Genomic DNA, 22,458 nt, shown 5'->3' with positions numbered 1-22,458 from the left:
ATTGTCGTAGCGTGGTGCGAAGTCGGTTTTCTTCGCGGTGCAAAAGTGCTTTTCTGCCCCGAGAGCGGCGTCTGCGCCGCGGTTGAGCACAGGATTCCTCGCATGCCACATCGTTCCACCGAAATCCTGCCGAAAGGCGCGGAGCATCGGCCCGCCGTCGACGTCGTCATTCTGACGCACGACCAGCGCCACCTCCGGCGCAAGCTGCTGCACACGAAGGGGGACGACGTGGTGATGCTGGACCTGAGGGAGCCGGTCCAGCTTGGACATGGCGACCTGCTCGTGACCGAAAGCGGCGACTGCATCGAGGTCGTCGCCGCGCCGGAGGAACTCTACGAGATAAGATCGCGCGATACGCTTCACCTGACCGAACTCGCCTGGCATCTCGGCAACCGCCATCTGACGGCACAGCTTGAGGAGGGGCGCATCCTCATCCTGCGCGATCATGTCATCCGCGACATGCTCGCCGGACTGGGTGCCACCATCACGGAGGTGTGCGAACCCTTCCACCCGGTGCGCGGTGCCTACCATGCAGCGGGCGGTCACGGTCATGGACACGATCATCACTGAGCGTCAGCCGACCGTTGCGCTGCTTCGCCTGATGGCCTGGCTGTCGCCCGCCTTTCCGATCGGCGCCTTCAGCTATTCCGGCGGATTGGAGCAGGCCGTGCACGACGGCACCGTGGCGGATGCGACGGGTCTCCGGGACTGGCTGGAAGCGCTGCTCCGGGACGGCGGCTTCTGGAACGATGCGGTGCTTCTGGCGGAAGCCTATCGCGCGGCCGGCGACGAAGGCAGGCTCGCGGCGGTGGCGGAGCTGGCGGCCGCACTGTGCGGGTCCGGGGAACGCTATCGCGAGTCCCTGCAGCAGGGCGAGGCATTCCTGACCGCGGCGGCGGCCTGGCCGCATCCGGCGCTCGCAACGCTCGGTTCCTCCACTGCCTATCCGGTGGCGGTCGGCGCCGTCGCGGGGGCGCATGCGACGGGGCTGGAAGCGTCCGCCGCCGCCTATCTCCATGCGGTGGTGTCGAACCTCGCTTCGGTCGCCATCCGTTGCGGGGTCATCGGGCAGCGCGACGGCGTGGCGGTGCTCGCTGCGATCGAGCCGCTGCTCGCGCGTATCGCGGCGCGCGCCGCTTGCAGCATGCTGGATGACCTCGGCTCGGCGACGGTCCTTGCCGATGTCGCGAGCCTCCGGCACGAAACCCTTGAACCACGGCTGTTCCGGTCATAGGTGCCGATCAATTCGGGTCTGGCGGATCGTCGTCCGGCCCCACGACCAAAGGTGAAGGACATGAGCACGAACAACGGCCCGCTCAGGGTGGGTATCGGCGGACCGGTCGGGTCCGGCAAGACGGCGCTGACGGAAAAGCTGTGCAAGGCGATGCGCGAGACTTATTCGGTCGCCGTCGTCACCAACGACATCTACACGAAGGAGGATGCCGAGGCGCTCGTGCGCATGCAGGCGCTCTCCTCCGACCGCATCGTCGGCGTCGAGACCGGCGGCTGCCCGCACACCGCCATCCGCGAGGATGCGACGATCAACCTGCAGGCGATCGCCGACCTCAACCGGCGCATCCCGGACCTCGACGTCGTCTTCATCGAGTCGGGGGGCGACAATCTGGCTGCCACCTTCTCGCCCGATCTTGCCGACCTGACGATCTACGTCATCTCGGTCTGCCAGGGCGAGGAGATCCCGCGCAAGGGCGGGCCGGGCATCACCCGCTCCGACCTCCTGGTGATCAACAAAAAGGATCTCGCGCCCTATGTCGGTGCCGATCTTTCGGTCATGGAGGCCGACGCGGCGCGCATGCGCACCAGCCGTCCCTTCGTCTTCTCCGACATGAAGCGCGGCGACGGCGTGGAGACCATCATCGACTTCCTCAAGCGCGAGGGCGGCCTGCACTGAGCGGCCGATGTCGCCGGCGGATCACTCGCGACTGTTTTAACAGACCCGTCGCAAGGCCTCCTTGTCGGCGATCTGAATGAGGCGGCCGCGCACGTTCACGCCGTATTGGCGCAGCATCGAGAAGGCACGGGACAGCGCCTCCGGAGCGAGGCCGAGTTTGCCGGCGAGCAGGCTTTTCTGGAAGGGCAGGCGGAAGCTTGCCTCCCGGCCATCTGCGGCACAGTTCTCCAGCAGGTAGCGGGCGACGCGCTGCGGCGCGGTGTGCAGGCGATCGTCGGCGATCGTCCGGAGCGATGTGCCGAGCTGGTCGGCAAGCAGATGCGCCAGCGCCAGCGCGATGTCCGGCCGCTGGCCGGCCGCTTCCATCAGGCGGCGCGTCTCGAAGCGGGCGATCATGCCGCCTTCGGCGGCCTGCGCGTTCAGCGGGTAGGGCCGGCCGGGGGGCACGATGCTGGCGCCCACCAGGTCTCCGGCGCCGTAAATCTGCACGTCCGCTTCCCGTCCCGCGGCATCCAGCCGGAAGACGCGCACATAGCCGGCGAGCACACAGATGAGCTGCTCGGCGGGCTCGCCCTCGCGAAACAGCGCCTGCCGCGGCTGGATGCTGCTCAAGACCGCCATTTCCATCAGCAAGGCAAGGGACTCCACGCCGAGCCGCGAGAAGAGGGGCGACTGCATGAGGACGTCGCGCTCCCTGATCCCCAGTCTCAAAATCCTGTTCATCGATTTCACGCCTCCGCTCCGCAGCAGACCTATTCCCATGCGGAGACGGTATCCCGTTGCGGGGGCAAGCGAATTGACTTCGATCAACACTGGAAAGGAAAGGGCGGGGCCGCAACCATGGCGGCCGCCGACACTATTCTGCGGCCAGGGAAGAGGTGTGGACGACGCTGAACGGTTTCTTGTCGCCCGCTTTGACCTGCTTTTCGAGCCTGTCCAGACGCGATTGCATCGTTTCGATCGACTGGGCGTTCTCGCCCGCGATCTTCGTCAGCGTTTCGGCGTCCATCGGTTCGGCTTCGTCGTCCTTCTTGCCGATGAACCGGCCGAACATCCAGCCGAGCAGGCGCGACAGGTCGTCCATGATGAGGAAGAACGACGGCACGACGACGAGCGACAGCACGGTGGAGACGATGATGCCGCCGATCACCGCGATGGCCATCGGGGCGCGGAACGAGCCGCCTTCGCCGACGCCGAGCGCCGAGGGCAGCATGCCCGCCGACATGGCGATCGAGGTCATGATGATCGGCCGGGCGCGCTTGCGGCCGGCTTCCACCATGGCGAGCTTGCGCTCCATGCCCCGGTGCATCATTTCGATGGCGAAATCGACGAGCAGGATGGCGTTCTTGGTGACGATGCCCATCAGCATCAGGATGCCGATCAGCACCGGCATGGAGAGCGCGTTCTGCGTCAGGATGAGACCGGCCGCCACGCCGCCGATCGCGAGCGGCAGCGAGAACAGGATGGTGAAGGGCTGGATCACGTCCTTGAAGAGCAGGATCAGAACCATCAGCACCAGCAGGAGGCCGAGCAGCATCGCGTTGCCAAAGCTCTGCTGCATTTCTGCCTGTACCTCGGCATCGCCGCTTTCCAGGAACTGCACGGTCGGCGGCATGTCGATGCCGTTGGCGATTTCCTTGAACCGGGCGCTTGCCGTATCGAGGGCGACACCCTGCCGGAGGTCCGACCCGATCGACACGACGCGATTGCGGTCGTGCCGCTTGATGGAACTCGGGCCTTCCGAATAATCGATGTCGGCGACGCTTGCCAGCGGCACCACGGCACCCGCGGCCGTCTGGATCTTCAGGTCGCGGATGGAGGCGAGATCGGCGCGGAAGCTGCGATCGACCTGCACGCGGATCGGGATTAGCCTGTCGTCGAGCGACATCTTGCTCAGCTGCGAATCGATGTCGCCGATGGTCGCGACGCGGATGACCTCGGAGATCTGCGACGTGGTGATGCCGAAACGCGCCATCTGGTCGTCGCGCGGGCGGATCTGAAGTTCCGGCCGCGGCAACGAGCCCTCGGAGCTGACGTTGGACAGCACCGGATCGGCGCGCAGCTTGGATTCCAGCGCGGCGACGGTGGCATTGAGATCCGCCTCGTTGTTGGACAGCAGGTTGAAGGAGAGGTCACGCTCGCCGCGGTCGTTGAGCTTGATGACGCGCACGTCGGGAACGTCGCGCAGCGCCGCGAAAATTTCCTTCTCGATATCCCATTGTGGTCTGACGCGGCCGTGGGCCTCGACCTTCGGGACGAAGGCGCCGATCACCGGGATCCGGCCCGCGACATCGTTGACGAGCTTGCGCACCAGCGAGTGGTCGAGCTTGTCGAGGATCACGGTCACCGACGCGCGGCGCAGTTCAAGGTCGCCCTTCGGCGACGCGCCGCCGAGGATGAAGACGCTCTCGACGCCGTCAATATCCTTGACGCGATCGTAGATGCCCGCAACCGTCCGGTCGGTGTCTTCCAGCATCGCGTCGGGCGGCAGTTCGATTGACAGGACGACGCGGGAGGCGTCTTCCGGCGGCAGGAAGCTGCCGGGCACCGTGGCAAGCAGCATGACGGAACCGACGAGGAAGGCGACGGCCGCCAAAAGCGTCGCATAGCGGCTGTACCAGTGACCGGTCGTGATCGTGACGAGCCGGGTATAGCCGCGCATGAAGACGCCTTCCTTCTCCTCGCCGTGGCCGTCCGCATCGCCGGAACGCATCAGGTAGGCGGCCATCACGGGCGTGACCAGCCGCGCCACCATCAGCGAGAAGAACACCGAGACCGCCACAGTGAGGCCGAACTGGATGAAGTACTGGCCCGGTATGCCCGGCATGAACGAGACGGGCACGAAGACGGCGATGATGGTGAAGGTCGTCGCGATCACGGCGAGGCCGATCTCGTCGGCCGCCTCGATCGCCGCCCGGTACGGCGTCTTGCCCATCTTGATGTGCCGCGCGATGTTCTCGATTTCCACGATCGCGTCGTCGACCAGAATACCGGTGGCAAGCGTCAGGGCGAGGAAGCTCACCAGATTGAGCGAGAAGCCCAAGAGGTCCATGACGAAGAAGGTCGGGATCGCCGACAGGGGCAGCGCGACAGCCGAGATGAGCGTCGCACGCCAGTTCCGCAGGAAGAGGAGCACGACAATGACGGCAAGCAGCGCGCCCTCGATCAGCGTGTGCAGCGCCGCCTCGTAGTTGCCATAGGTGAAATAGACCGCATCGTCGACGAGTTCGATCGAGACGTCGGGATTCTTCTCCCGCACGGTCGCCAGCGCCTTGTCGACGGATTCGGCGACGGTGACCTCGCTTGCGCCCTTCGAGCGGAAGACCGCGAAGGTGACGACGGGCGTACCGTTGAAGCGCGCGAAGGACTTCGGCTCCTCATAGGTGTCGGTGACGCGGCCGAGGTCGGACAGCCGGACAAACCTGCCGTTCGGAAGCGAGATCACCGTGTCGGAGAGCTTTTCGACCGAGCGGGCGTCGCCGAGCGTGCGGATCGCCTGTTCGGCACCGGCGATCTGGCCGCGACCGGAACCGACATCGGCATTCATGCTGCGAATCTGGCGGTTGACGTCGGCGGCGGAGATGCCGAAGGCGTTCAGCTTGTCCGGGTTGAGATCGACCCGTACCTCGCGGTCGGCACCGCCGTAGCGGTCGATCTTGCCGATGCCGGTCTGGCCCTGCAGCGCGCGCTTCACCGTATCGTCGACGAACCAGGAGAGTTCCTCGAGGGTCATGTTGGGCGAGGAGACCGCGAAGGTCTGGATCGCCTGGCCCTCGACGTCGATCTTGGTCACGACCGGTTCATCGACGGAGGCCGGCAGGTCGCTGCGGATGCGGTCGATCGCGTCCTTGACGTCCTGCAGCGCCTGGTTCGTCGGCACCTCGATCTCGAAGAGCACCGAGGTGACCGAACTGCCGTCTGTGACGGTCGACATGATGTCGTCGACGCCGGCGATACCGGCGACCGCATCCTCGATTTCCTTGGCGACCTGCACCTCGAGCTCGGCCGGAGCCGCGCCGCTCTGGGTCACGGTGACGGCGATGACCGGCACGTCGATGTTGGGGAAGCGCGTGATCGGCAGGCTGTAGAACGACTGGATGCCGACATAGCACAGCAGGAAGAACGCAAGCAGCGGCGCAACCGGATTGCGAATGGACCAAGCTGAAAAGTTCATCGTCCCCGTGTTCCTGTCTTCTGGGCCTTCAAAAAAGGGATGGCCACGACGGGCAGACATCCCGGCGACGCCTGCGGCCGGCTCCGCGCCGGCCCGATCGTCATGCCTCAGTTCGTATCCGGCCCTTCTCGCGGGGCCGTTCGTCAGTTCGATGCGACGCTGTCGCCGGTCCTGATCGGGTTGATCCGGTCGCCGTCGCGCACATAGGCGCCCGCCTTCGCGACGACCTCGTCGCCGGCAGCGAGCCCGTTGATGATCTCGATCACCTGGCCGTCCTGGATGCCCGTTTCGACCTTGACCATTTTGACGACACCGTCCTCGACCTTGCGGACGAACGAGCCCTCGGAAGAGGTGGTGACCGCGGAGAGAGGCAGCACGGTGCTCGTCTTCTCCTCTGTAATGATCTCGGCGCTGGCGAACATGCCGACGCGGGCCTTTTCCGGCTCGTCGAAGGAGAGAAGCACGGTGCCGAGGCGCGTCTGCGGGTCGATCGTCGGCTCGACCAGGCGGATGCTGCCGCCGAGCGTGCGTTCACCGCCGGCAAGCGCGATCTTTGCCTTCTGGCCGACCGCGAGCTTCAAGATGGCGCTCTCCGGCACGTCGGCCTCGAGCTCGATTGCGCCGTCGCGGATCATCGAGAACAGCGGTTCGCCGGCGCCGGCGGCAATCGCCCCAACCTTCGCCGTCTTCGAGGCAATGATGCCCGCGACGGGCGCCTTGACTTCGGTGCGCACCAGCTTGAGGTCGACGTCGGCGATCTGCGCCTCGACGACCTTGATATCGGCTTCCGCCACCGTGATGGCATGCTCGGCCGAGGTAACCCGCGCCGAGGCGGCGATTGCCGAAGCGGTGGCCTGGTCGGCGGTCGCCTGCGACATCGAGCCCGATTTCGACAGCTTGACGGAGCGGGCGCGCACCCGTTCGGCCTCGTCGGAATTGGCCTTCGCCTCCGCGAGTTGCGCCCTGAGCTGCGACAGCGACGCTTCGGCCTTGGCGAGCGTGGCATTCAGCTGGCTGCGCTCGAGGAGGAGCGCGTCGTCGTTGAGCGTGGCGAGCACCGCGCCGGCTTCGACCGTGTCGCCGACATCGGCATTGATCGTGCGGATCGACTGACCTTCGATCAGGGGGGCGACATAGACCTCATGGACCGCGCGGACATCGCCCGACACGATCACCCGGTCGACGAGCGCCTGTTCGTGCACGGCGGTCACCACGATGGCCGGCAGGTTCTGGGCAGCGACCTGACCGGACGAGACCGCCGGCTCGGCAGCCTGCAAGGGCAAGGCGGCGGCAAGAAGCGCGGCCAGCGACAGGAAAACGGTATGTCGGTACGCGCGAGCCATCGGCCAGCTCTTTCTCGAATGATCGCTCTGCAGGCGCCTTCGGGACGCTATGGACCGTCCTGTCGCCGCCCGGTTCGTTGTCGTCGCCTGATGACGGGGCGTCTCATCGCTCATTGCGGTCCTCCCCGATGACCTTCCACAAGGCCAGCGCTACACTGTCCGGCCTATTTAGTGGGAAGTCTTTCGCCTTACAAGAGAGCGACAGGATGGTGCCTCATTAACTTATATTTCGGTTTGTTGCGACGCAACCGGAACGGCCGCGTAAAAGTGAAGCGGGAGCATAGACTTAATACCGTTAATAGTTCGGGCGCGCGCCCGGAGGTCACGCGCCCGGGATGTTTCGCGGCGGCACCGTTATTTCAGGGCAGCGTCCGTAACCTCATGCGTCCAGGCGCCTTCCGGCTCCTTGGAGATGACGGGATCCGAGCCGCCGGCAAGCAGCGACGCGACGGTGCGCTTGTAGTCCGCCTCGTCGAGCGTGCCGTTGGAGCCGGCCGTCAGCTTGGCGATCTCGCCCATCATGCGCTTCTGGTGCGCTTCGGTCTGCGCACCCGTGGAGTCGTTATCGAGCACGATGTCGGCGGCTTCGTCCGGGTTCTCCTCGGCGTATTTCCAGCCCTTCATGGAGGCGCGGACGAACTTGACCATCTTTTCCTTGAAAGCCGGATCTGCGAGCTTGTCCTCCAGGGCATAGAGGCCGTCCTCGAGCGTCGCGACGCCCTGGTCCTCGTATTTGAAGGTCACGAGGTCCTCGGCCTTGATGCCGGCGTCGATGACCTGCCAGTATTCGTTGTAGGTCATTGTGGAGATGCAGGCCGCCTGCTTCTGGATCAGCGGATCGACGTTGAAGCCCTGCTTCAGCACGGTCACGCCCTCGGCGCCGCCGTCGGTCGGGATCTTCAACTGGCTCATCCAGGACAGGAACGGGTATTCGTTGCCGAAGAACCAGACGCCGAGCGTCTTGCCCTTGAAGTCGGCAGGAGTGGCGACGCCCGATTCCTTGAGGCAGGTCAGCATCATGCCGGAGGACTTGAAGGGCTGGGCGATGTTGACGAGCGCGACGCCCTTCTCGCGGCTGGCGAGAGCGGAGGGCATCCAGTCGACGATGACGTCGGCACCGCCGCCGGCGATCACCTGGGCCGGCGCGATGTCCGGTCCGCCCGGCTTGATCTCGACGTCGAGGCCTTCTTCCTCGTAGAATCCCTTGTCCTTGGCGACGTAGTAGCCGGCGAACTGGGCCTGGGTCACCCACTTCAACTGCAGCGTCACCTTGTCGGCCGACTGGGCCTGGAAGGCGACGAGCGAGAAGGCGCTCGCCATTAGCATGGATGCGATTTTCGTTTTCATGTCGGTTCCCTCTTATTGTTACGCCTGTCCACCGCGGACAGACGGATGCCAGAACGTGACCGCGCGCTCGGCGAGCGCTACGAATCCGTAAAAGGTGGAGCCAGCCACCGCGGCGACCGCGATTTCGGCCCAGACCATGTCGACATTCATGCGGCCCACTTCCGTGGAAATCCGGAAGCCCATGCCGACGATGGGCGTCCCGAAGAACTCGGCGACGATGGCGCCGATCAGCGCCAGCGTCGAGTTGATCTTCAGCGCGTTGAAGATGAAGGGCCAGGCGGCGGGAAGCCGGAGCTTCACCAGCGTCTGGAACCAGTCCGCCGCATAGGTGCGCATCAGGTCGCGCTCCATGTGGCTGGCTGCGGCGAGACCCGCGACGGTGTTCACCAGCATGGGGAAGAAAGTCATGATGACGACGACGGCGACCTTGGACTGCCAGTCGAAGCCGAACCACATCACCATGATCGGCGCCACGCCGATGACCGGCAGCGCCGAGACGAAATTGCCGAGCGGCAGCAGCCCCTTCTGCAGGAAGGGCGAACGGTCGATGAGGATCGCGACGAGGAAACCGAGGCCGCAGCCGAGCGCATAGCCGACCAGCACCGACTTGAGGAATGTCTGGCGGAAATCCGCCCAGAGGGTCGGCACCGAATTCACGAGCCGGACCCAGATCATCGTCGGCGCCGGCAGCAGCACGGAGGGAATGTTCAAGCCGCGCACGAGCCCTTCCCAGATGACGAGGATCGTGATGCCGAAGACCAGCGGCACCGCAAGGCGTGCGGCGCGCTCGGCGGTGTGGTTCGCGAATCGACGCCGGACCAGCCATTCGTTGAAGACCCAGGCGGCAAGCCAGAAAACGGCGGTGGCGGCAAGCACGGCGACGTTCATGGCCGGGCCCCCATGCGCCTGAGCACCGCCGAATGGGCAAGGCCGACGATGGCCACGAGCAGGGCGGCGACGCCGGCTGCCATGAAGAGCGCCGACCAGATCTGCACCGTCTGGCCGTAGTAGGAGCCGGCGAGCAGGCGCGCGCCGAGGCCCGCGACGGCGCCGGTCGGCAATTCGCCGACGATGGCGCCGACGAGCGAGATTGCCACCGCCACCTTCAACGAGGTGAAGAGATAGGGCATGGAGGCGGGCCAGCGCAGCTTCCAGAAGGCCTGGGACGGTGAGGCGTTGTAGGTGTGCATGAGATCGAGCTGGATCTGCTCCGGGCTGCGCAGGCCCTTCACCATGCCGACGACGACCGGGAAGAAGGAGAGATAGGTCGAGATCAGCGCCTTGGGCATCAGGCCCGAAATGCCGACGGCATTGAGCACGACGATGATCATCGGCGCGATCGCGAGGATCGGGATCGTCTGGCTGGCGATCACCCAGGGCATCAGCGAGCGGTCCATCGCGCGGTTGTGCACGATGCCGATCGCCAGCAGTATGCCGAGCGCGGCGCCCATGACGAAGCCGAGAAGCGTCGCGGAAAGCGTGATCCAGGCATGATAGACGAGGCTGCGCTTGGAGGTGACCGCCTTGTTGACGGTCGTGTCCCAGAGTTCGGCGACCACCTGATGCGGAGCCGGCAGCACCGGCCGCTCCTGCACCATCGTGTTGGGCAGCAACTCGAGGAACCCCGCCGTTTCGCCCGCTCGTGCCGCGCTGTCGCGCTCGAAGGGCATGTTGAGGAGCATGACGAAGACGTACCAGACGACCAGCAGTGCGAAGACGACGGCCCCGATCGGCAGCAGGCGGTCCCGAACGAATCCTTCCCTCTCCATCGCATCAGCTCCGCGCCGCGGTGGGCATCAGCATCAGGCCCATGGCGAGAATGCCGAGCCCGACGCCCGCAAGCTGCGTCGGGTTCAGCCGCTCGCCGAAGAACAGGAAGGCGATGACGTTGATCAGCAGCAGCTGCGTGATCGCCGACAACGAGATCGCCAGGCCGAGCCCGCCCTCGCGCATCAGCCGCAGCATCATCAGGTTGCCGACGATATAGAGCGCCATGGAGAGCAGCAGGAAAAGCAGGTTGCTGGTCCCGACATAGGCCCTGGACGACGTTGCCGCCCCGATGAAGACGGCCGTCGCGCCGAAGAGCCAGAGGATATAGGGGAGCTTCATCAGACGTGCTCCTCATAGCTGTGGCCCGCGCGCAGGCCCTCGCGGACGCGGTGGGCGATTTCGAGGAACTCGGGGGTCTCGCGGATGTCGAGCGGGCGTTCCTTCGGCAGCGGCGAGTCGATCACGTCGGTCACGCGGCCCGGCCGCGGGCTCATGACGACGATCTTCGTCGAGAGGTAGACGGCCTCCGGGATCGAATGGGTGACGAAGCAGATCGTCTTCTCTGTCGCCGCCCAGAGCTTCAGGAGCTGCTCGTTCAGGTGGTCGCGCACGATCTCGTCGAGGGCGCCGAAGGGCTCGTCCATCAGGAGGAGGTCCGCGTCGAAGGCGAGCGCGCGGGCGATCGAGGCGCGTTGCTGCATGCCGCCCGAGAGCTGCCAGGGATATTTCTTGCCGAAGCCGGTAAGATTGACGAGATCGAGCGTGCGGGCGATGCGTGCCTTCCTTTCGGCCGATGTATAGCCCATGATCTCGAGCGGCAGCGCGACATTGTCCTCGATGGTTCGCCAGGGATAGAGCGCCGCCGCCTGGAAGACATACCCGTAGGCGCGGTTGCGGCGCGCTTCCTCCGGTGTCATGCCGTTGACCGTGATCGTGCCGGAGGTCGGCTTCTCCAGGTCGGCGATGACGCGCAGGAACGTCGTCTTGCCGCAGCCGGAGGGGCCGATGAAGGAGACGAAATCGCCCTTGCCGACGGTCAGGTCGACACCCGTCAGCGCGTGAACCGGGCCGTCTCCGGTCTCGAAGGTGAGGCCGAGACCGGCGGCGGAAACAACGGTTTGGGGCATGGCATTCATCTCGCGCTGCGCCCTTCGGCGCCACTTGCGGCAGAGTGCATGTCCGCTCCCGGCATTGCAATCGGCATCGTGTTCATTATCAGATCAGCCACGGGAAATTCACATTCGAGTTCGGGGGGAAACGATGACCAGTTCCGACAAGCCGACCTGCCGGGTTGTGCGTCCGGGCAGCACCTATGACGGCAAGCAGGGGTTCAGCTACTTCGAGGGGATCGCGCGCGAAAGCGTGGGGTCGTCGGCGATCTGCATGCACCTTTTGACGATCCCGCCGGGCGGCCGGGCCAAGGCGCATATGCACGAGAGCCACGAGACGGCGATCTACATGCTGTCGGGCGAGGCGCACACCTGGTACGGCGACAACCTCGAGCATCACGTGATCGTCAGGGCGGGCGAGATGTTCTACATCCCGGCCGGCGTGCCGCATCTTCCCGCCAACCTGTCCGACGCGCCCGCTTCGGCGATCATTGCGCGGACGGATCCCCACGAGCAGGAGAGCGTGGTGCTGCTGCCGCATCTCGAAGCGCTGGTTCCGGCCTGACCACGTGCGCCTGAACGCTGTCGTCATACGCCGCTCGCCGGAATGCCGCTGCGCTGCACTTTGCGCGGCGCGGTGATCTCCTTCCAGGTGGACAGCGCCGTGTTCACGGCGGTGAAGGGCTCGCGCCTGACGAACTCGCCATGGCCCTCGCGGGTCTTCACCGTCGATTCCTCAATGGCGACGACGCCGCGGGTCAGCGTGAAGCGCGGCAGGCCGGTCACCGCCTTGCCCTCGAAGACGTTGTAGTCGATCGCCGACTGCTGGCTTCTGGCCGTGATCGTCTTGGAACGCTTCGGATCCCAGACGACGATGTCGGCATCGGCTCCGACGAGGATCGCACCCTTCTTCGGATACATGTTGAGGATCTTGGCGATGTTGGTCGAGGTCACGGCGACGAACTCGTTCATCGTGATGCGGCCGGTCGCCACACCATGCGTCCAGAGCATCGGCATCCGGTCCTCGAGCCCGCCGGTGCCGTTCGGGATCTTGGTGAAGTCGCCGACGCCGAAGCGCTTCTGCGCGGTGGTAAAGGCGCAGTGGTCGGTTGCCACCACCTGCAGCGAGCCGGCGGCAAGGCCGGCCCAAAGCGAGTCCTGGTGCTTCTTGTCGCGGAAGGGCGGGCTCATCACCCGGCGCGCGGCGTGGTCCCAGTCGGGATTGGCATATTCGCTCTCGTCGAGCGTCAGGTGCTGGATCAGCGGCTCGCCGTAGACACGCATGCCGTTCTGCCGCGCCCGGCGGATCGCCTCGTGCGCCTGTTCGCAGGACGTGTGCACCACATAGAGCGGCGCGCCCGCCATGTCGGCGATGATGATGGCGCGGTTCGTCGCTTCTCCCTCGACGGCGGCCGGGCGGGAATAGGCGTGCGCCTCCGGCCCGTTGTTGCCCTCGGCCAGGAGCTTTGCCTGCATCTGCGCGACGATGTCGCCGTTTTCGGCATGCACCATCGGCAGCGCGCCGAGTTCCGCGCAGCGCTGGAACGAATGGAACATCTCGTCGTCGTCCACCATCAGCGCGCCCTTGTAGGCCATGAAGTGCTTGAACGAGTTGATGCCCTTGTCGCGGACGACGGTCTCCATCTCGTTGAACACCTGCTCGCCCCACCAGGTGATCGCCATGTGGAAGGAGAAGTCGCAGGTCGCCCGCGAGGTCTTGTTGTCCCACATGGTCAGCGCTTCCAGCAGCGACTGGCCGGGCGAGGGCAGCGCGAAATCGACGACCATCGTCGTGCCGCCGGAGAGCGCCGCGCGCGTGCCGCTCTCAAAATCGTCCGAGGAATAGGTGCCCATGAAGGGCATTTCGAGATGGGTGTGCGGATCGATGCCGCCCGGCATGACATAGCAGCCGGAAGCGTCCAGCGTCTCGTCGCCCGAAAGGTCCGGCCCGATCTCGACGATCCTGCCGCCCTCCACCTTGACGTCCGCCCTGTAGGTGAGATCGGCGGTGACAACGGTCCCGCCCTTGATGACAGTGCTCATTCTTCCGTCCCTTCGTCGTCTTCAAAGCTGCTCGGAAACACGCAGATTTCGAGCGAGAAATTCAGATCCGCCAGACGCCGGATGATTGCCGCGTCGAGGTTGGGGCAAACCGCGGCGACCCGGTTCGCGTCGAAGTAGATTGCAAGGCTGATCTCGCGGGCGGTCCCGATCTTCCCGGCGGCGGCGAACACCTTGTCATGGCGGTCGAAGACGCCGTGCAGATACTCATCGGCATTTCCGCCGACACCGTCCTCTTCACGAGGATAGAGGAAGATGCCGTCCGCTATGGGCTTTACCGACCAATCTTCAACGTCAGCGACAAAGGCATCGACTTGAGCCTGCGAAACGCCGTTCACGCGCATGGTGAAGGAATATTCGATCGTGGCTCTTTCGTCTTCGGCCTCAGTTTCTTCAGGGGACGCGTCGGCGCTCATTCCGCAATCCCCGCCGTCTCGATCACCGCATGGAGCAGTACATCGGCACCGGCGGTCGCCCATTCCTTCGAGATGTCCTCCGCCTCGTTGTGCGACAGGCCACCGACGCACGGGCACATGATCATTGTCGCCGGTGCGACCTTTGCCGCCCAGCAGGCGTCGTGACCGGCGCCGGAAATGAGGTTCATGTGGCTGTAGCCGAGATCCTCTGCGGCCTTGCGCACGGCCGCGACCAGCGTCGGGTCGAAGGTGACGGGGTCGAAATGGCCGACGGCTTCGATGGAACAGCCGACGCCGAGCGCCGCGCAGATCGCGGCCGCTTCGCTCTCGATGCGCGCGCGCATGCCGTCGAGCTTGCCCTGGTCGGGCGAGCGGATGTCGACGGTGAAGACCACCTTGCCGGGCAGCACGTTGCGCGAGTTCGGTGCGAAGAACACCTGGCCAACGCCGCCGACGGCGCCCGGCTGGTTCTCCATGGCAACCGCCTGCACCATCTCCATGATGCGCGCCATGGCGAGGCCGGCATTGACGCGCATCGTCATCGGCGTCGAGCCGGTATGTGCCTCGCGGCCGGTCAGCGTGAATTCCAGCCACCAGAGGCCCTGACAGTGCGTGACGACGCCGATCTGCTTTTCTTCCGCCTCGAGGATCGGGCCCTGTTCGATGTGGTACTCGAAATAGGCATGCATTTTTCGCGCGCCGACCTCCTCATCGCCGACCCAGCCGATGCGTTGCAGCTCGTCACCGAAGGTCTTGCCCTCCGGATCCTTGCGTTGATAGGCGTAGTCCTGCGTGTGCACACCGGCGAAGACGCCGGAAGCGAGCATGGCGGGGGCGAAGCGTGCGCCTTCCTCGTTCGTCCAGTTGGTGACGACGATCGGGTGTTTCGTCCGGATGCCGAGGTCGTTCATGGAGCGCACGACTTCGAGACCCGAAAGCACGCCGAGCACACCGTCATACTTGCCGCCGGTCGGCTGGGTGTCGAGATGCGACCCGACATAGACGGGGAGCGCATCCGGATCGGTGCCGGGGCGCGTCATGAACATGGTGCCCATCGTGTCGACGCCCATGGTCAGGCTGGCCGCCTCGCACCAGGACTGGAAAAGCCTGCGGCCTTCCGCATCGGCATCGGTCAGCGTCTGGCGGTTGTTGCCGCCGGCGATGCCGGGGCCGATCTTCGCCATCTCCATGAGACTGTCCCACAGGCGGTCGGCGTTGACGCGCATGTTCTCGCCGGGTGCGGCCATGTGCAATGCTCCCATTGTGCCCGGGCCTCTGCGGCCCTTTGTCGTTCCCTCCGGTCCCGTGGCGCTTCTTGTGATCTCGCCTTCCGATCAGCAGTTGCCTTTGCGGCGCGACTGGCTGATAATTTGACCGGTTGGTAAACATTACAATTTCCATTCCGGCACTCAAGGCCGAAAACCGAAAAATCGGCGGCGCCGCCCAAAATAATGGCGACCTGCTAAACTGGTGAATTTGACGGCACTTTTGCCGTTGGGGGGCGAGGGGCGACATGGTCTTACCGAGGGCGGCGAAGACGCAGCGGCGGACGCGGATCCAGGAGGAGAAGGAGGAGCAGATCCTCGAGGCTGCGCTGGAAGTCTTTTCCCTGCACGGGTTCCGCGGCGCGACCGTCGATCAGATCGCCGAGGTTGCCGGTATGTCGAAGCCAAACCTGCTCTATTATTTCCGCACCAAGGAGGCGATGCACCGGGCGCTGATCACGCGCGTGCTCGACACCTGGCTCGATCCGCTGCGCGAATTCGATGCCGAGGGCAGTCCCGTTGCCGAGATCCGCAGCTATATCCGCCGCAAGCTGGAAATGGCGCGCGACTTTCCGCGCGAGAGCCGGCTTTTCGCGAACGAAATCCTGCAGGGCGCGCCGAATATCGAGGACGAGCTCAAGGGGCCGCTGAAATCCCTGGTCGACGAGAAGGCGGCGGTCATCCGCAGCTGGGCCAGGGCGGGCAAGATCGCCAAATGCGATCCCTACCACCTCATCTTCTCGATCTGGTCGACGACGCAGCACTATGCGGACTTCGACGTGCAGGTGCGCGCGGTGCTGGGGCAGAACCAGTCAGGCGAGGGGCGCTTCGAGGATGCGGCACGCTTCCTCGAACAGCTTTTCCTGAACGGCCTCGAGGTGCGCGACCAGCCGTCGGCTATCGGCCACGCCTGATCGCACGCGAAGGTCACGGGCCGCCTGCATCAATCGCTTGGCTTGGCGGGCAGGTGCAGTCCCGAAGTCGCCGGACCGTCCGTCGCACTCCGTGTTCGGAAAATCTCGTCGCGTTCGCGCCAGACGGCCGGCAGCGAGAGAAGGGCGAGGCAAACGATCGCGATCGTCGTCTTCGTCAGCTCCGACAGCTCCGCGGTGCGGCCGTCGAGATAGTAGACGGCATAGACGAGCGCCACGTGCCAGACATAGACCTGCAGGGAGTGACGGCCGAGCAGGCGGAGGTAGCGCAGGCTGAACACCCAGATGACGGCATTGGCGACGGCCCGGACGGCGGGACGGTGATGATGCGGGCCGGCAAGAATCAGCCATGTGATGCCGGAGGCGACTGCGAGGAAGTTCAGCAGATAGACCGGACCGAAATCGGCCCGGATTTCCATGGTGGCGAACTTTCCGAGCACGGATTCGGGCAGGAGCTCATGCGCGGTCGCCAGCCGAAGCGGCAGGAAGAAGACACAGATCGCGAACGCGGCCTTCGGGATCAGCGTACGCTCGGGCGAGAAAATCGTGTGCCAGTCGATGCGGTTCTGCGCCGTCAGCACGCCGAAGACCATGGCGGAGAAGAAGACGATCTGCCAGCCGAGAAGGTTGAAGCTGACGCGGATGCCCTGATCGTCCGAACCCATGGCGAGCTGGTTCAGGGGATCGGTCGCGAAGCGCTGCAGGCCGAGCTGGCCTGCCATCCACACGAGCAGAGAGCCGGCGAGCACCTGCGCCCACTTGCCGTCGAGGCAGAGCCGTATGAGCATCGGCGCGAAGAGCATGTAGATGATGTATTGCGGCAGGATGTCCATGAAGGTCGGCTGGAACAGGAAGGTCGCGATGGCGGCGAGTCGGACCGGCTGGTCGAAATTCGTATAGCCGAGCCAGTTGAACCAGAGCTTGTAGGCGTCCGGCAGGATCATCTGGACCAGCAGGACGGCGATGACGGTGCCCATCGCGTAGCGGTAGAGCTCGCCCGCCCGGCTCCAGATCAGCTGCCGTCCGGTCTCATAGCCGTTCTTCATCATCTTCTTCGCGTAGATGAGGCCGATCAGCAGACCGGAGAGGAAGACGAAGCCCTGCGCGTCCTCGACGAAGGCGAGGTTGCGGTGGTTCACTTCCATCAGCCAGTAGTCACCGACGAAGACGAGGTGGTTGATCAGCATGAAGACGAGAAAATATCCCCGCATGCCGTCGATGGTCTCGAAACGTTTCACTGGCCTGCTCCAGGGCGAAAGAACGGTCGGGCAGCTAACACCCGATTCGTAACGCGATGATGTCAGCTTGGTTCCGGAGCACGGCCTCAATCGGGCGGCCCTGGGGCAATCCCCGGGTTTGTTTGCGGCAGCCTGTGCCGGCTCAGTCCGGCAGCAGCGCCATGAGACCGAGGCCGCCGGCGGTCATCAACGCGCCGATGAGGACGGAAGGGCTCGCCCAGCCGTGTCCGAGCAGGCCTTCGACCAGGATGATGAAACTCGGCGTCAGGTAGCCGTAGGCAAGCACCTTCGGCGCCGGCAGGCGCATCGAGGCATATTGCAGCAGCAGGAAGGTGAAGGCGGTCGTCACGACCGAAAGATAGAACACGGCGAGATAGACGCTGAGCGGCAGGGAAAGGAAGTCGGTGGCGACCAGCCCCGGCGTGCCCGGCCAGCTCAGCCAGATCGTCGCGAAGATCGTCACCCAGAAGGCGAAGGTGAGCGGGTGCTCGCCGCGATCGTACCGGCGGATGAGCGGCACGTAGGCGGCGTGGCAGACGACGCCGACGAAGAAGATGAGTTCACCGGTTCCGACGTCGAAGGCGAGCAGCGCCGCCGGGTCGCCGCGAAAGATCACCCAGAGCGCGCCGAGCGCGGCGAGCACGAGAGCCCCGAGCACACCGGGCCGCGTCGTCTGGCCGAGAAGCACGAGGGCGAAGCCGGCGCTGAGCAGCGGCATCAGCGTGAAGACCGCGCCGGTCGAGACGGGATCGGTATATTCGAGCGCCGTGAACATCGTCAGCATGTAGATGGCGATGAGGCCGCCGAGCACCGCGAAGCGATAGGTCTGCCGCGGCCGCTTCGTCGGCATGCGGAAGATGGCGAAGGCCATGATACCCATCACGACGCTGGTCATGAGGTAGCGCCAGAGCGTCAACGGCTCGGCTTCCATGAACTGTGCCGCCATGCCGCCGAAGGAGAAGGATCCGGCGATCAGCACGGCGAAAAGCAGCATGGCAAGATGCCCGCGCAGCTTCTCGCGGCCGGTCGCATGGCGGTTCGCCGAGGAGGGTCTTACGTCCTGTTTCAATGCGGGGATCCGAAAATGGCGTCTTCGGCGCATGGCAATAGGCCAAAAATGCGTGCACCTCCAGTGGGAAAGCATGTCGACCGCGAGAATGGTGCGATACGGTCCTGCGGCGTCAGGCAGCAGGCGTGCCGGGCAGCGCGAGTTCCCGGACATGGCGAATGATCCAGGTCTCGAGCGGCGCGGTGCGGCCCCGAAGGCTGATCTCCTGCCGCTCCTGGTTTTCGGGCACGACGCCGGCCCGGTCGACGACGATGGAGGAAACGGCGAGTTCCACGTCGTGCTGCTTGGCGAGCCCTTCGAGCCGGCTCGCCGTGTTGATCGTGTCGCCGATCGCGGTCAGCGAGGTTGCCTGGCCGTGGCCGATCCGACCCACCACCGCCGGGCCGCCGTGAAGTCCCATCGCGATGCGCAGCGGCTGGTCGAGATCCGCCTTCAGGGTCCGGCTGAGGTTTTCCACGCCCTCGGCGATTCGTTGCGCGGCCCGCAGCGCCTGGCGGCAGGCCGCGTCGAAACCGGTGTCGAGACCGAACAGCGCGATTGCCCCGTCACCGACGAACTTGTCGATGGCCCCGCCGCTCTCCCTGACCGCTTCGCCGACGACGGCGAAATAGCGGTTGAGCAGGAACACCGTGTCGTAGGGCAGCTTCTGTTCGGCAAGCGTCGTGAACTGCCGGATGTCGCAGAACAGCACGACGACCCGCCGCTCGCGTCCGGCATCGTCCTCTCCGGCGACGCGGCCTCCGAGCCCGAGATTCTCCACGTCGATGAGCGGGGAAACTGTGAGGTCCTGCGTCGGCCGGAGCTGGCAGGCGAGCCGCACGGTGGCAGGGGCGCCGATGCGGGCGAGGGTGGCCTGTTCCGCCTGGCCCGGTGGCGGCAGGTTCTCCAAACCGTCCAGCACCCGGACGCGACATGTCGAGCACCGGCCGCGACCGCCGCAGATCGCCGCATGCGGGATTCCTGCAGAGCGGCTCGCCTCCAGGACGCTGAAGCCGGGATCGACGGTGACGACCTTGCCGTTTGGATAGCGCACGCGTACGCGCCCCGAGGCGGGCAAGGCGCGCAGGATGAACGTGAGGCCGACAAGCGAGGCCAGCATGGCGGTGAGCCCCAGCCTGATCTCGCCGAGGAGCTTGGGGTCCGCCCGGAAGGCGCGGAACCACGAATCGGACGGAACGGCGGGCGGCACGAGTCGCGCGCCGGTATAGAAGCCGAGGAGGGCGAGTACCGGCATGGCCGCGGCAAACGTGTAGAGCGGAACGGCGTAGCGCGGAAACCAGCTCCGTCCCCGCATCCAGAACCACATGCCGAGGCAGGCATGGCTCCAGGCGACCAGCAAGGCGACGGACTGCCGGACGGTATTGCCCGTGGAAGCCCAGAGATTGCGCAGCATTTCGGGATACCCGACGTCGAAGCCGGTCAGGACATGTTCGACGCGGGTCGCCACCACATGCGGCAGGATGAGGAAGGGCAAAGCAAGTCCGAGCACGATCTTTGCGGCCTCCGCCGCCGGCATGCGCAACGTGCGCCGCCGATAGAGGCTGTCGAGGGCGAGCACGAAATGCACCGTGAGTGCGCCATAGAGCGCAACGGTGCCGGGCCAGCTTCGCCAGAACGCGTTGAAGGGATGCCGCGCCAGTTCCATCAGTTCCACGGAGATCAGGCCGAGCGCGTGGTTGGCGAAATGGGTCAGGACGAAAACGCCCAGCACGGCGCCGGACAACAGATGGGCCTTCCGGCGGCTGAACCTGGCAATGATCTTCAAGCGCTCTACCCGTATCGTGTCCGGAGTGTCCCTTCCTCCGATTTATGACCTATTTACGAGTGCGCGCCCGCCGGCAAGGCGTTATTGGTTGACGGTCCGTTTCACGATCGCGTGAAACGGACCGCGCCGTCGGGTCGTGACGATTTCACGCGTCGGCGTCATGCCGGCGGCTCGCGGCCCCGTCAGTGTCGTCTGCAGCTCTTTGCGAAAGCTCGATCATCCGGATGGAAAGGGCTGCCACAGCTCGATCGGATTGCCTTCCGGATCGACAATTCTTGCAAAGCGGCCGTTCGGATAAGCCTCCGGATCGATGGTCACGTCGATGCCGGCCGCCTGGAGCTGAGCGACCATGGCGTCGAGATCGCGGACGCGGAAATTCACCATCCAGGCCTGTTCCGGACGTCCGAAATAGTCGGTCGCCTGCATGAACGGCGCGAAGACCGTGGAACCGGCCTCCTGCTGCCAGGGCTGCTCGTCATAACTCGACGGCACGCATTTGATGCCGAGATGTGTTTCGTACCAGCGCGCCAGCGCATCCGGATCGCGGCTGCGGAAGAAAAGTCCGCCTATTCCGGTGACTGTCTCCATATCCACCTCCCGAGACGGCGAGCATCGCAGGATAGCGCCGCGGTGTTCCGTCACCAAGAGAGGCGCTGAAATGAAAAGCGCCGGGGGCCTTCCCCCGGCACTCTGGCAGGATTTCGACGGCCGGCGGGCGCCGGCGCCGGATCACTCGGCGGCCTGCCGCGCCATCGGGTTGTTCGGGTGCGTCGTCCAGTTGGCATAGTTCGGATCGACGGGTTTTCCGGTCCGCTGGTCCAGCGTCCCGGCATCGAGGCCGACCATGGTGATGCAGTTCTCGACCGGGCAGACGTTGACGCAGAGATTGCAGCCGACGCACTCGTCCTCCATCACCTCGAAATGCCGGACGCCATCGACGAACTGCGTGATCGCCTGGTGCGAGGTGTCCTCGCAGGCGATGTGACAGCGGCCGCATTTGATGCAGGCATCCTGGTCGATGCGCGCCTTGGCGACGTAGTTGAGGTTGAGATACTGCCAGTCGGTGACGTTCGGCACGGCGCGGCCGCAGATGTCGTCGAGCGAGCGGTGGCCCTTGGCATCCATCCAGTCGGAAAGCCCGGTGATCATCTCCTGCACGATCTTGAAGCCGTAGGTCATGGCCGCCGTGCAGACCTGCACATTGCCGGCGCCGAGCGCCAGGAACTCGGCCGCGTCCCGCCAGGTGGTGATGCCGCCGATGCCGGAGATCGGCAGGCCGCGGGTCTCCGGATCGCGGGCGATCTCGGCCACCATGTTGAGTGCGATCGGCTTGACGGCAGGGCCGCAATAACCGCCATGGCTGCCGCGTCCGTCGATCGAGGGTTCCGGCGAGAAGGTATCGAGATTGACCGAGGTGATCGAGTTGATCGTGTTGATCAGCGAGACGGCGTCGGTGCCGCCGGCATGGGCCGCGCGGGCGGGTTTGCGGATGTCGGTGATGTTCGGCGTCAGCTTGGTGATCACCGGCATGCGCGTGTACTGCTTGCACCAGCGAACGACCATCTCGATATATTCCGGCACCTGGCCGACCGCGGCCCCCATGCCGCGCTCTGACATGCCGTGCGGACAGCCGAAGTTGAGCTCGATGCCGTCCGCACCCGTCTGCTCGACGAGCGGCAGGATCGCCTTCCAGGCCTCTTCCTCGCAGGGCACCATGATCGAGGTGATCAGGGCCCGATCCGGCCAGTTCATCTTCACCTGCTTCATTTCGCGCAGGTTGGTATAGAGGTCGCGGTCGGTGATGAGCTCGATGTTGTTGAGGCCGAGAAGCCGGCGGTCGGCGCCCCAGATCGCGCCGTAGCGCGGGCCGTTGACGTTGACGACCGGCGGGCCTTCCTCGCCGAGCGTCTTCCAGACCACGCCGCCCCAGCCAGCCTTGAAGGCGCGCTCGACATTGTAGGCCTTGTCGGTCGGCGGCGCCGAGGCGAGCCAGAAGGGGTTGGGCGACTTGATACCGACAAAAGTGTTGCGAAGATCAGCCATGTCTCATCCTCCCTTCA

Annotated in this window: 21 protein-coding genes; 5 read left to right on the top strand and 16 right to left on the bottom strand. The window is 65.2% G+C overall.

Features of this window, described 5'->3' with window-relative positions; all coding sequences use genetic code 11:
• Nucleotides 1-102 precede the first annotated feature (102 nt).
• The 3 genes from ureE to ureG are packed head-to-tail and all read left to right on the top strand — an operon-like array spanning nt 103 to nt 1,909.
• Nucleotides 103-570: an urease accessory protein UreE gene (ureE, locus tag LXM94_RS15870; protein ID WP_235772445.1), complete on the top strand. Its 468-nt coding sequence runs from the start codon at nt 103-105 to the stop codon at nt 568-570.
• Nucleotides 551-1,234 (top strand): urease accessory protein UreF, encoded by a 684-nt coding sequence (locus tag LXM94_RS15865; protein WP_235772444.1) that lies wholly within the window; start codon nt 551-553, stop codon nt 1,232-1,234. The genes ureE and LXM94_RS15865 overlap by 20 nt, the downstream gene beginning before the upstream one ends.
• Before the next feature lie 60 nt (nt 1,235-1,294).
• Nucleotides 1,295-1,909, top strand: a complete 615-nt coding sequence (ureG, locus tag LXM94_RS15860) for an urease accessory protein UreG (protein WP_235772443.1) — start codon at nt 1,295-1,297, stop codon at nt 1,907-1,909.
• A 36-nt stretch (nt 1,910-1,945) separates the two neighbouring features.
• On the opposite strand, the gene LXM94_RS15855 is transcribed toward ureG, so the two are convergent.
• The 8 genes from LXM94_RS15855 to LXM94_RS15820 form a co-directional block, all read right to left on the bottom strand.
• Nucleotides 1,946-2,632, bottom strand: coding sequence for a Crp/Fnr family transcriptional regulator (locus tag LXM94_RS15855; RefSeq protein WP_235772442.1), 687 nt, complete (start codon nt 2,630-2,632; stop codon nt 1,946-1,948).
• Nucleotides 2,633-2,765: 133 nt separating this feature from the next.
• Nucleotides 2,766-6,083: an efflux RND transporter permease subunit gene (locus tag LXM94_RS15850; RefSeq protein ID WP_235772441.1), complete on the bottom strand. Its 3,318-nt coding sequence runs from the start codon at nt 6,081-6,083 to the stop codon at nt 2,766-2,768.
• Nucleotides 6,084-6,226: 143 nt separating this feature from the next.
• Nucleotides 6,227-7,426 carry an efflux RND transporter periplasmic adaptor subunit gene (locus LXM94_RS15845; protein WP_235772440.1) on the bottom strand — a complete coding sequence of 400 codons (1,200 nt, stop codon included), beginning with the start codon at nt 7,424-7,426 and terminating at the stop codon, nt 6,227-6,229.
• 354 nt (nt 7,427-7,780) lie between these two features.
• A complete protein-coding gene (locus tag LXM94_RS15840) occupies nt 7,781-8,773 on the bottom strand; it encodes an ABC transporter substrate-binding protein (protein ID WP_235772439.1) in 993 nt (330 codons plus the stop codon).
• 18 nt (nt 8,774-8,791) lie between these two features.
• A complete protein-coding gene (locus LXM94_RS15835) occupies nt 8,792-9,661 on the bottom strand; it encodes an ABC transporter permease (protein ID WP_235772438.1) in 870 nt (289 codons plus the stop codon).
• Nucleotides 9,658-10,542 carry an ABC transporter permease gene (locus LXM94_RS15830; RefSeq protein WP_235772437.1) on the bottom strand — a complete coding sequence of 295 codons (885 nt, stop codon included), beginning with the start codon at nt 10,540-10,542 and terminating at the stop codon, nt 9,658-9,660. Before LXM94_RS15830 ends, LXM94_RS15835 begins: the two co-directional genes overlap by 4 nt.
• A gap of 4 nt (nt 10,543-10,546) precedes the next feature.
• Entirely contained in the window at nt 10,547-10,882 is a 336-nt protein-coding gene (locus tag LXM94_RS15825; protein WP_235772436.1) for a hypothetical protein, read from the bottom strand.
• The gene (locus tag LXM94_RS15820) at nt 10,882-11,679 is read right to left on the bottom strand and encodes an ABC transporter ATP-binding protein (RefSeq protein WP_235772435.1); all 798 of its coding nucleotides are present in this window, start codon (nt 11,677-11,679) and stop codon (nt 10,882-10,884) included. The genes LXM94_RS15825 and LXM94_RS15820 overlap by 1 nt, the downstream gene beginning before the upstream one ends.
• A 124-nt stretch (nt 11,680-11,803) precedes the next feature.
• On the opposite strand from LXM94_RS15820, the gene LXM94_RS15815 reads away from it, so the two are divergent.
• Nucleotides 11,804-12,217 (top strand): cupin domain-containing protein, encoded by a 414-nt coding sequence (locus LXM94_RS15815; RefSeq protein WP_235772434.1) that lies wholly within the window; start codon nt 11,804-11,806, stop codon nt 12,215-12,217.
• Nucleotides 12,218-12,240: 23 nt separating this feature from the next.
• Here LXM94_RS15815 and hydA read toward each other — a convergent pair whose 3' ends face one another.
• From hydA to LXM94_RS15800, 3 genes are read right to left on the bottom strand one after another with little or no spacing between them, the layout of a single operon-like run.
• Entirely contained in the window at nt 12,241-13,695 is a 1,455-nt protein-coding gene (gene hydA, locus LXM94_RS15810; RefSeq protein WP_235772433.1) for a dihydropyrimidinase, read from the bottom strand.
• Entirely contained in the window at nt 13,692-14,129 is a 438-nt protein-coding gene (locus tag LXM94_RS15805) for a hypothetical protein (protein ID WP_235772432.1), read from the bottom strand. The genes hydA and LXM94_RS15805 overlap by 4 nt, the downstream gene beginning before the upstream one ends.
• Nucleotides 14,126-15,376, bottom strand: a complete 1,251-nt coding sequence (locus LXM94_RS15800) for a Zn-dependent hydrolase (RefSeq protein WP_235772431.1) — start codon at nt 15,374-15,376, stop codon at nt 14,126-14,128. Before LXM94_RS15800 ends, LXM94_RS15805 begins: the two co-directional genes overlap by 4 nt.
• A 266-nt stretch (nt 15,377-15,642) precedes the next feature.
• Between LXM94_RS15800 and rutR the strand changes: the two genes are divergently transcribed.
• Nucleotides 15,643-16,308, top strand: coding sequence for an HTH-type transcriptional regulator RutR (rutR, locus tag LXM94_RS15795; RefSeq protein ID WP_235772430.1), 666 nt, complete (start codon nt 15,643-15,645; stop codon nt 16,306-16,308).
• A gap of 29 nt (nt 16,309-16,337) precedes the next feature.
• Here rutR and LXM94_RS15790 read toward each other — a convergent pair whose 3' ends face one another.
• The 5 genes from LXM94_RS15790 to preA form a co-directional block, all read right to left on the bottom strand.
• Nucleotides 16,338-17,564 carry an OpgC family protein gene (locus LXM94_RS15790; RefSeq protein ID WP_235772429.1) on the bottom strand — a complete coding sequence of 409 codons (1,227 nt, stop codon included), beginning with the start codon at nt 17,562-17,564 and terminating at the stop codon, nt 16,338-16,340.
• Between the two features lie 142 nt (nt 17,565-17,706).
• The gene (locus tag LXM94_RS15785; RefSeq protein WP_235772428.1) at nt 17,707-18,633 is read right to left on the bottom strand and encodes a DMT family transporter; all 927 of its coding nucleotides are present in this window, start codon (nt 18,631-18,633) and stop codon (nt 17,707-17,709) included.
• 112 nt (nt 18,634-18,745) lie between these two features.
• The gene (locus tag LXM94_RS15780) at nt 18,746-20,398 is read right to left on the bottom strand and encodes an adenylate/guanylate cyclase domain-containing protein (protein ID WP_235772427.1); all 1,653 of its coding nucleotides are present in this window, start codon (nt 20,396-20,398) and stop codon (nt 18,746-18,748) included.
• Between the two features lie 216 nt (nt 20,399-20,614).
• The gene (locus LXM94_RS15775; protein ID WP_235772426.1) at nt 20,615-20,986 is read right to left on the bottom strand and encodes a VOC family protein; all 372 of its coding nucleotides are present in this window, start codon (nt 20,984-20,986) and stop codon (nt 20,615-20,617) included.
• Nucleotides 20,987-21,127: 141 nt separating this feature from the next.
• On the bottom strand, nt 21,128-22,441 hold the full coding sequence (gene preA / locus LXM94_RS15770) for an NAD-dependent dihydropyrimidine dehydrogenase subunit PreA (protein ID WP_235772425.1): 1,314 nt from the start codon (nt 22,439-22,441) through the stop codon (nt 21,128-21,130).
• Between the last annotated feature and the right edge of the window lie 17 nt (nt 22,442-22,458).

Origin of the sequence: Rhizobium alarense (assembly GCF_021555155.1) — a bacterium.
GTDB lineage: Bacteria > Pseudomonadota > Alphaproteobacteria > Rhizobiales > Rhizobiaceae > Rhizobium_D > Rhizobium_D alarense.
Note: the sequence above shows the minus strand (reverse complement) of the source record. Positions and strands in the feature narration are given on the sequence as shown.

Coding starts and splice junctions, on each gene's coding strand:
- ureE (WP_235772445.1), top strand. CDS start 103: ATGCCACATCGTTCCACCGAAATCCTGCCGAAAGGCGCGGAGCATCGG.
- LXM94_RS15865 (WP_235772444.1), top strand. CDS start 551: ATGGACACGATCATCACTGAGCGTCAGCCGACCGTTGCGCTGCTTCGC.
- ureG (WP_235772443.1), top strand. CDS start 1,295: ATGAGCACGAACAACGGCCCGCTCAGGGTGGGTATCGGCGGACCGGTC.
- LXM94_RS15855 (WP_235772442.1), bottom strand. CDS start 2,632: ATGAACAGGATTTTGAGACTGGGGATCAGGGAGCGCGACGTCCTCATG.
- LXM94_RS15850 (WP_235772441.1), bottom strand. CDS start 6,083: ATGAACTTTTCAGCTTGGTCCATTCGCAATCCGGTTGCGCCGCTGCTT.
- LXM94_RS15845 (WP_235772440.1), bottom strand. CDS start 7,426: ATGGCTCGCGCGTACCGACATACCGTTTTCCTGTCGCTGGCCGCGCTT.
- LXM94_RS15840 (WP_235772439.1), bottom strand. CDS start 8,773: ATGAAAACGAAAATCGCATCCATGCTAATGGCGAGCGCCTTCTCGCTC.
- LXM94_RS15835 (WP_235772438.1), bottom strand. CDS start 9,661: ATGAACGTCGCCGTGCTTGCCGCCACCGCCGTTTTCTGGCTTGCCGCC.
- LXM94_RS15830 (WP_235772437.1), bottom strand. CDS start 10,542: ATGGAGAGGGAAGGATTCGTTCGGGACCGCCTGCTGCCGATCGGGGCC.
- LXM94_RS15825 (WP_235772436.1), bottom strand. CDS start 10,882: ATGAAGCTCCCCTATATCCTCTGGCTCTTCGGCGCGACGGCCGTCTTC.
- LXM94_RS15820 (WP_235772435.1), bottom strand. CDS start 11,679: ATGAATGCCATGCCCCAAACCGTTGTTTCCGCCGCCGGTCTCGGCCTC.
- LXM94_RS15815 (WP_235772434.1), top strand. CDS start 11,804: ATGACCAGTTCCGACAAGCCGACCTGCCGGGTTGTGCGTCCGGGCAGC.
- hydA (WP_235772433.1), bottom strand. CDS start 13,695: ATGAGCACTGTCATCAAGGGCGGGACCGTTGTCACCGCCGATCTCACC.
- LXM94_RS15805 (WP_235772432.1), bottom strand. CDS start 14,129: ATGAGCGCCGACGCGTCCCCTGAAGAAACTGAGGCCGAAGACGAAAGA.
- LXM94_RS15800 (WP_235772431.1), bottom strand. CDS start 15,376: ATGGCCGCACCCGGCGAGAACATGCGCGTCAACGCCGACCGCCTGTGG.
- rutR (WP_235772430.1), top strand. CDS start 15,643: ATGGTCTTACCGAGGGCGGCGAAGACGCAGCGGCGGACGCGGATCCAG.
- LXM94_RS15775 (WP_235772426.1), bottom strand. CDS start 20,986: ATGGAGACAGTCACCGGAATAGGCGGACTTTTCTTCCGCAGCCGCGAT.
- preA (WP_235772425.1), bottom strand. CDS start 22,441: ATGGCTGATCTTCGCAACACTTTTGTCGGTATCAAGTCGCCCAACCCC.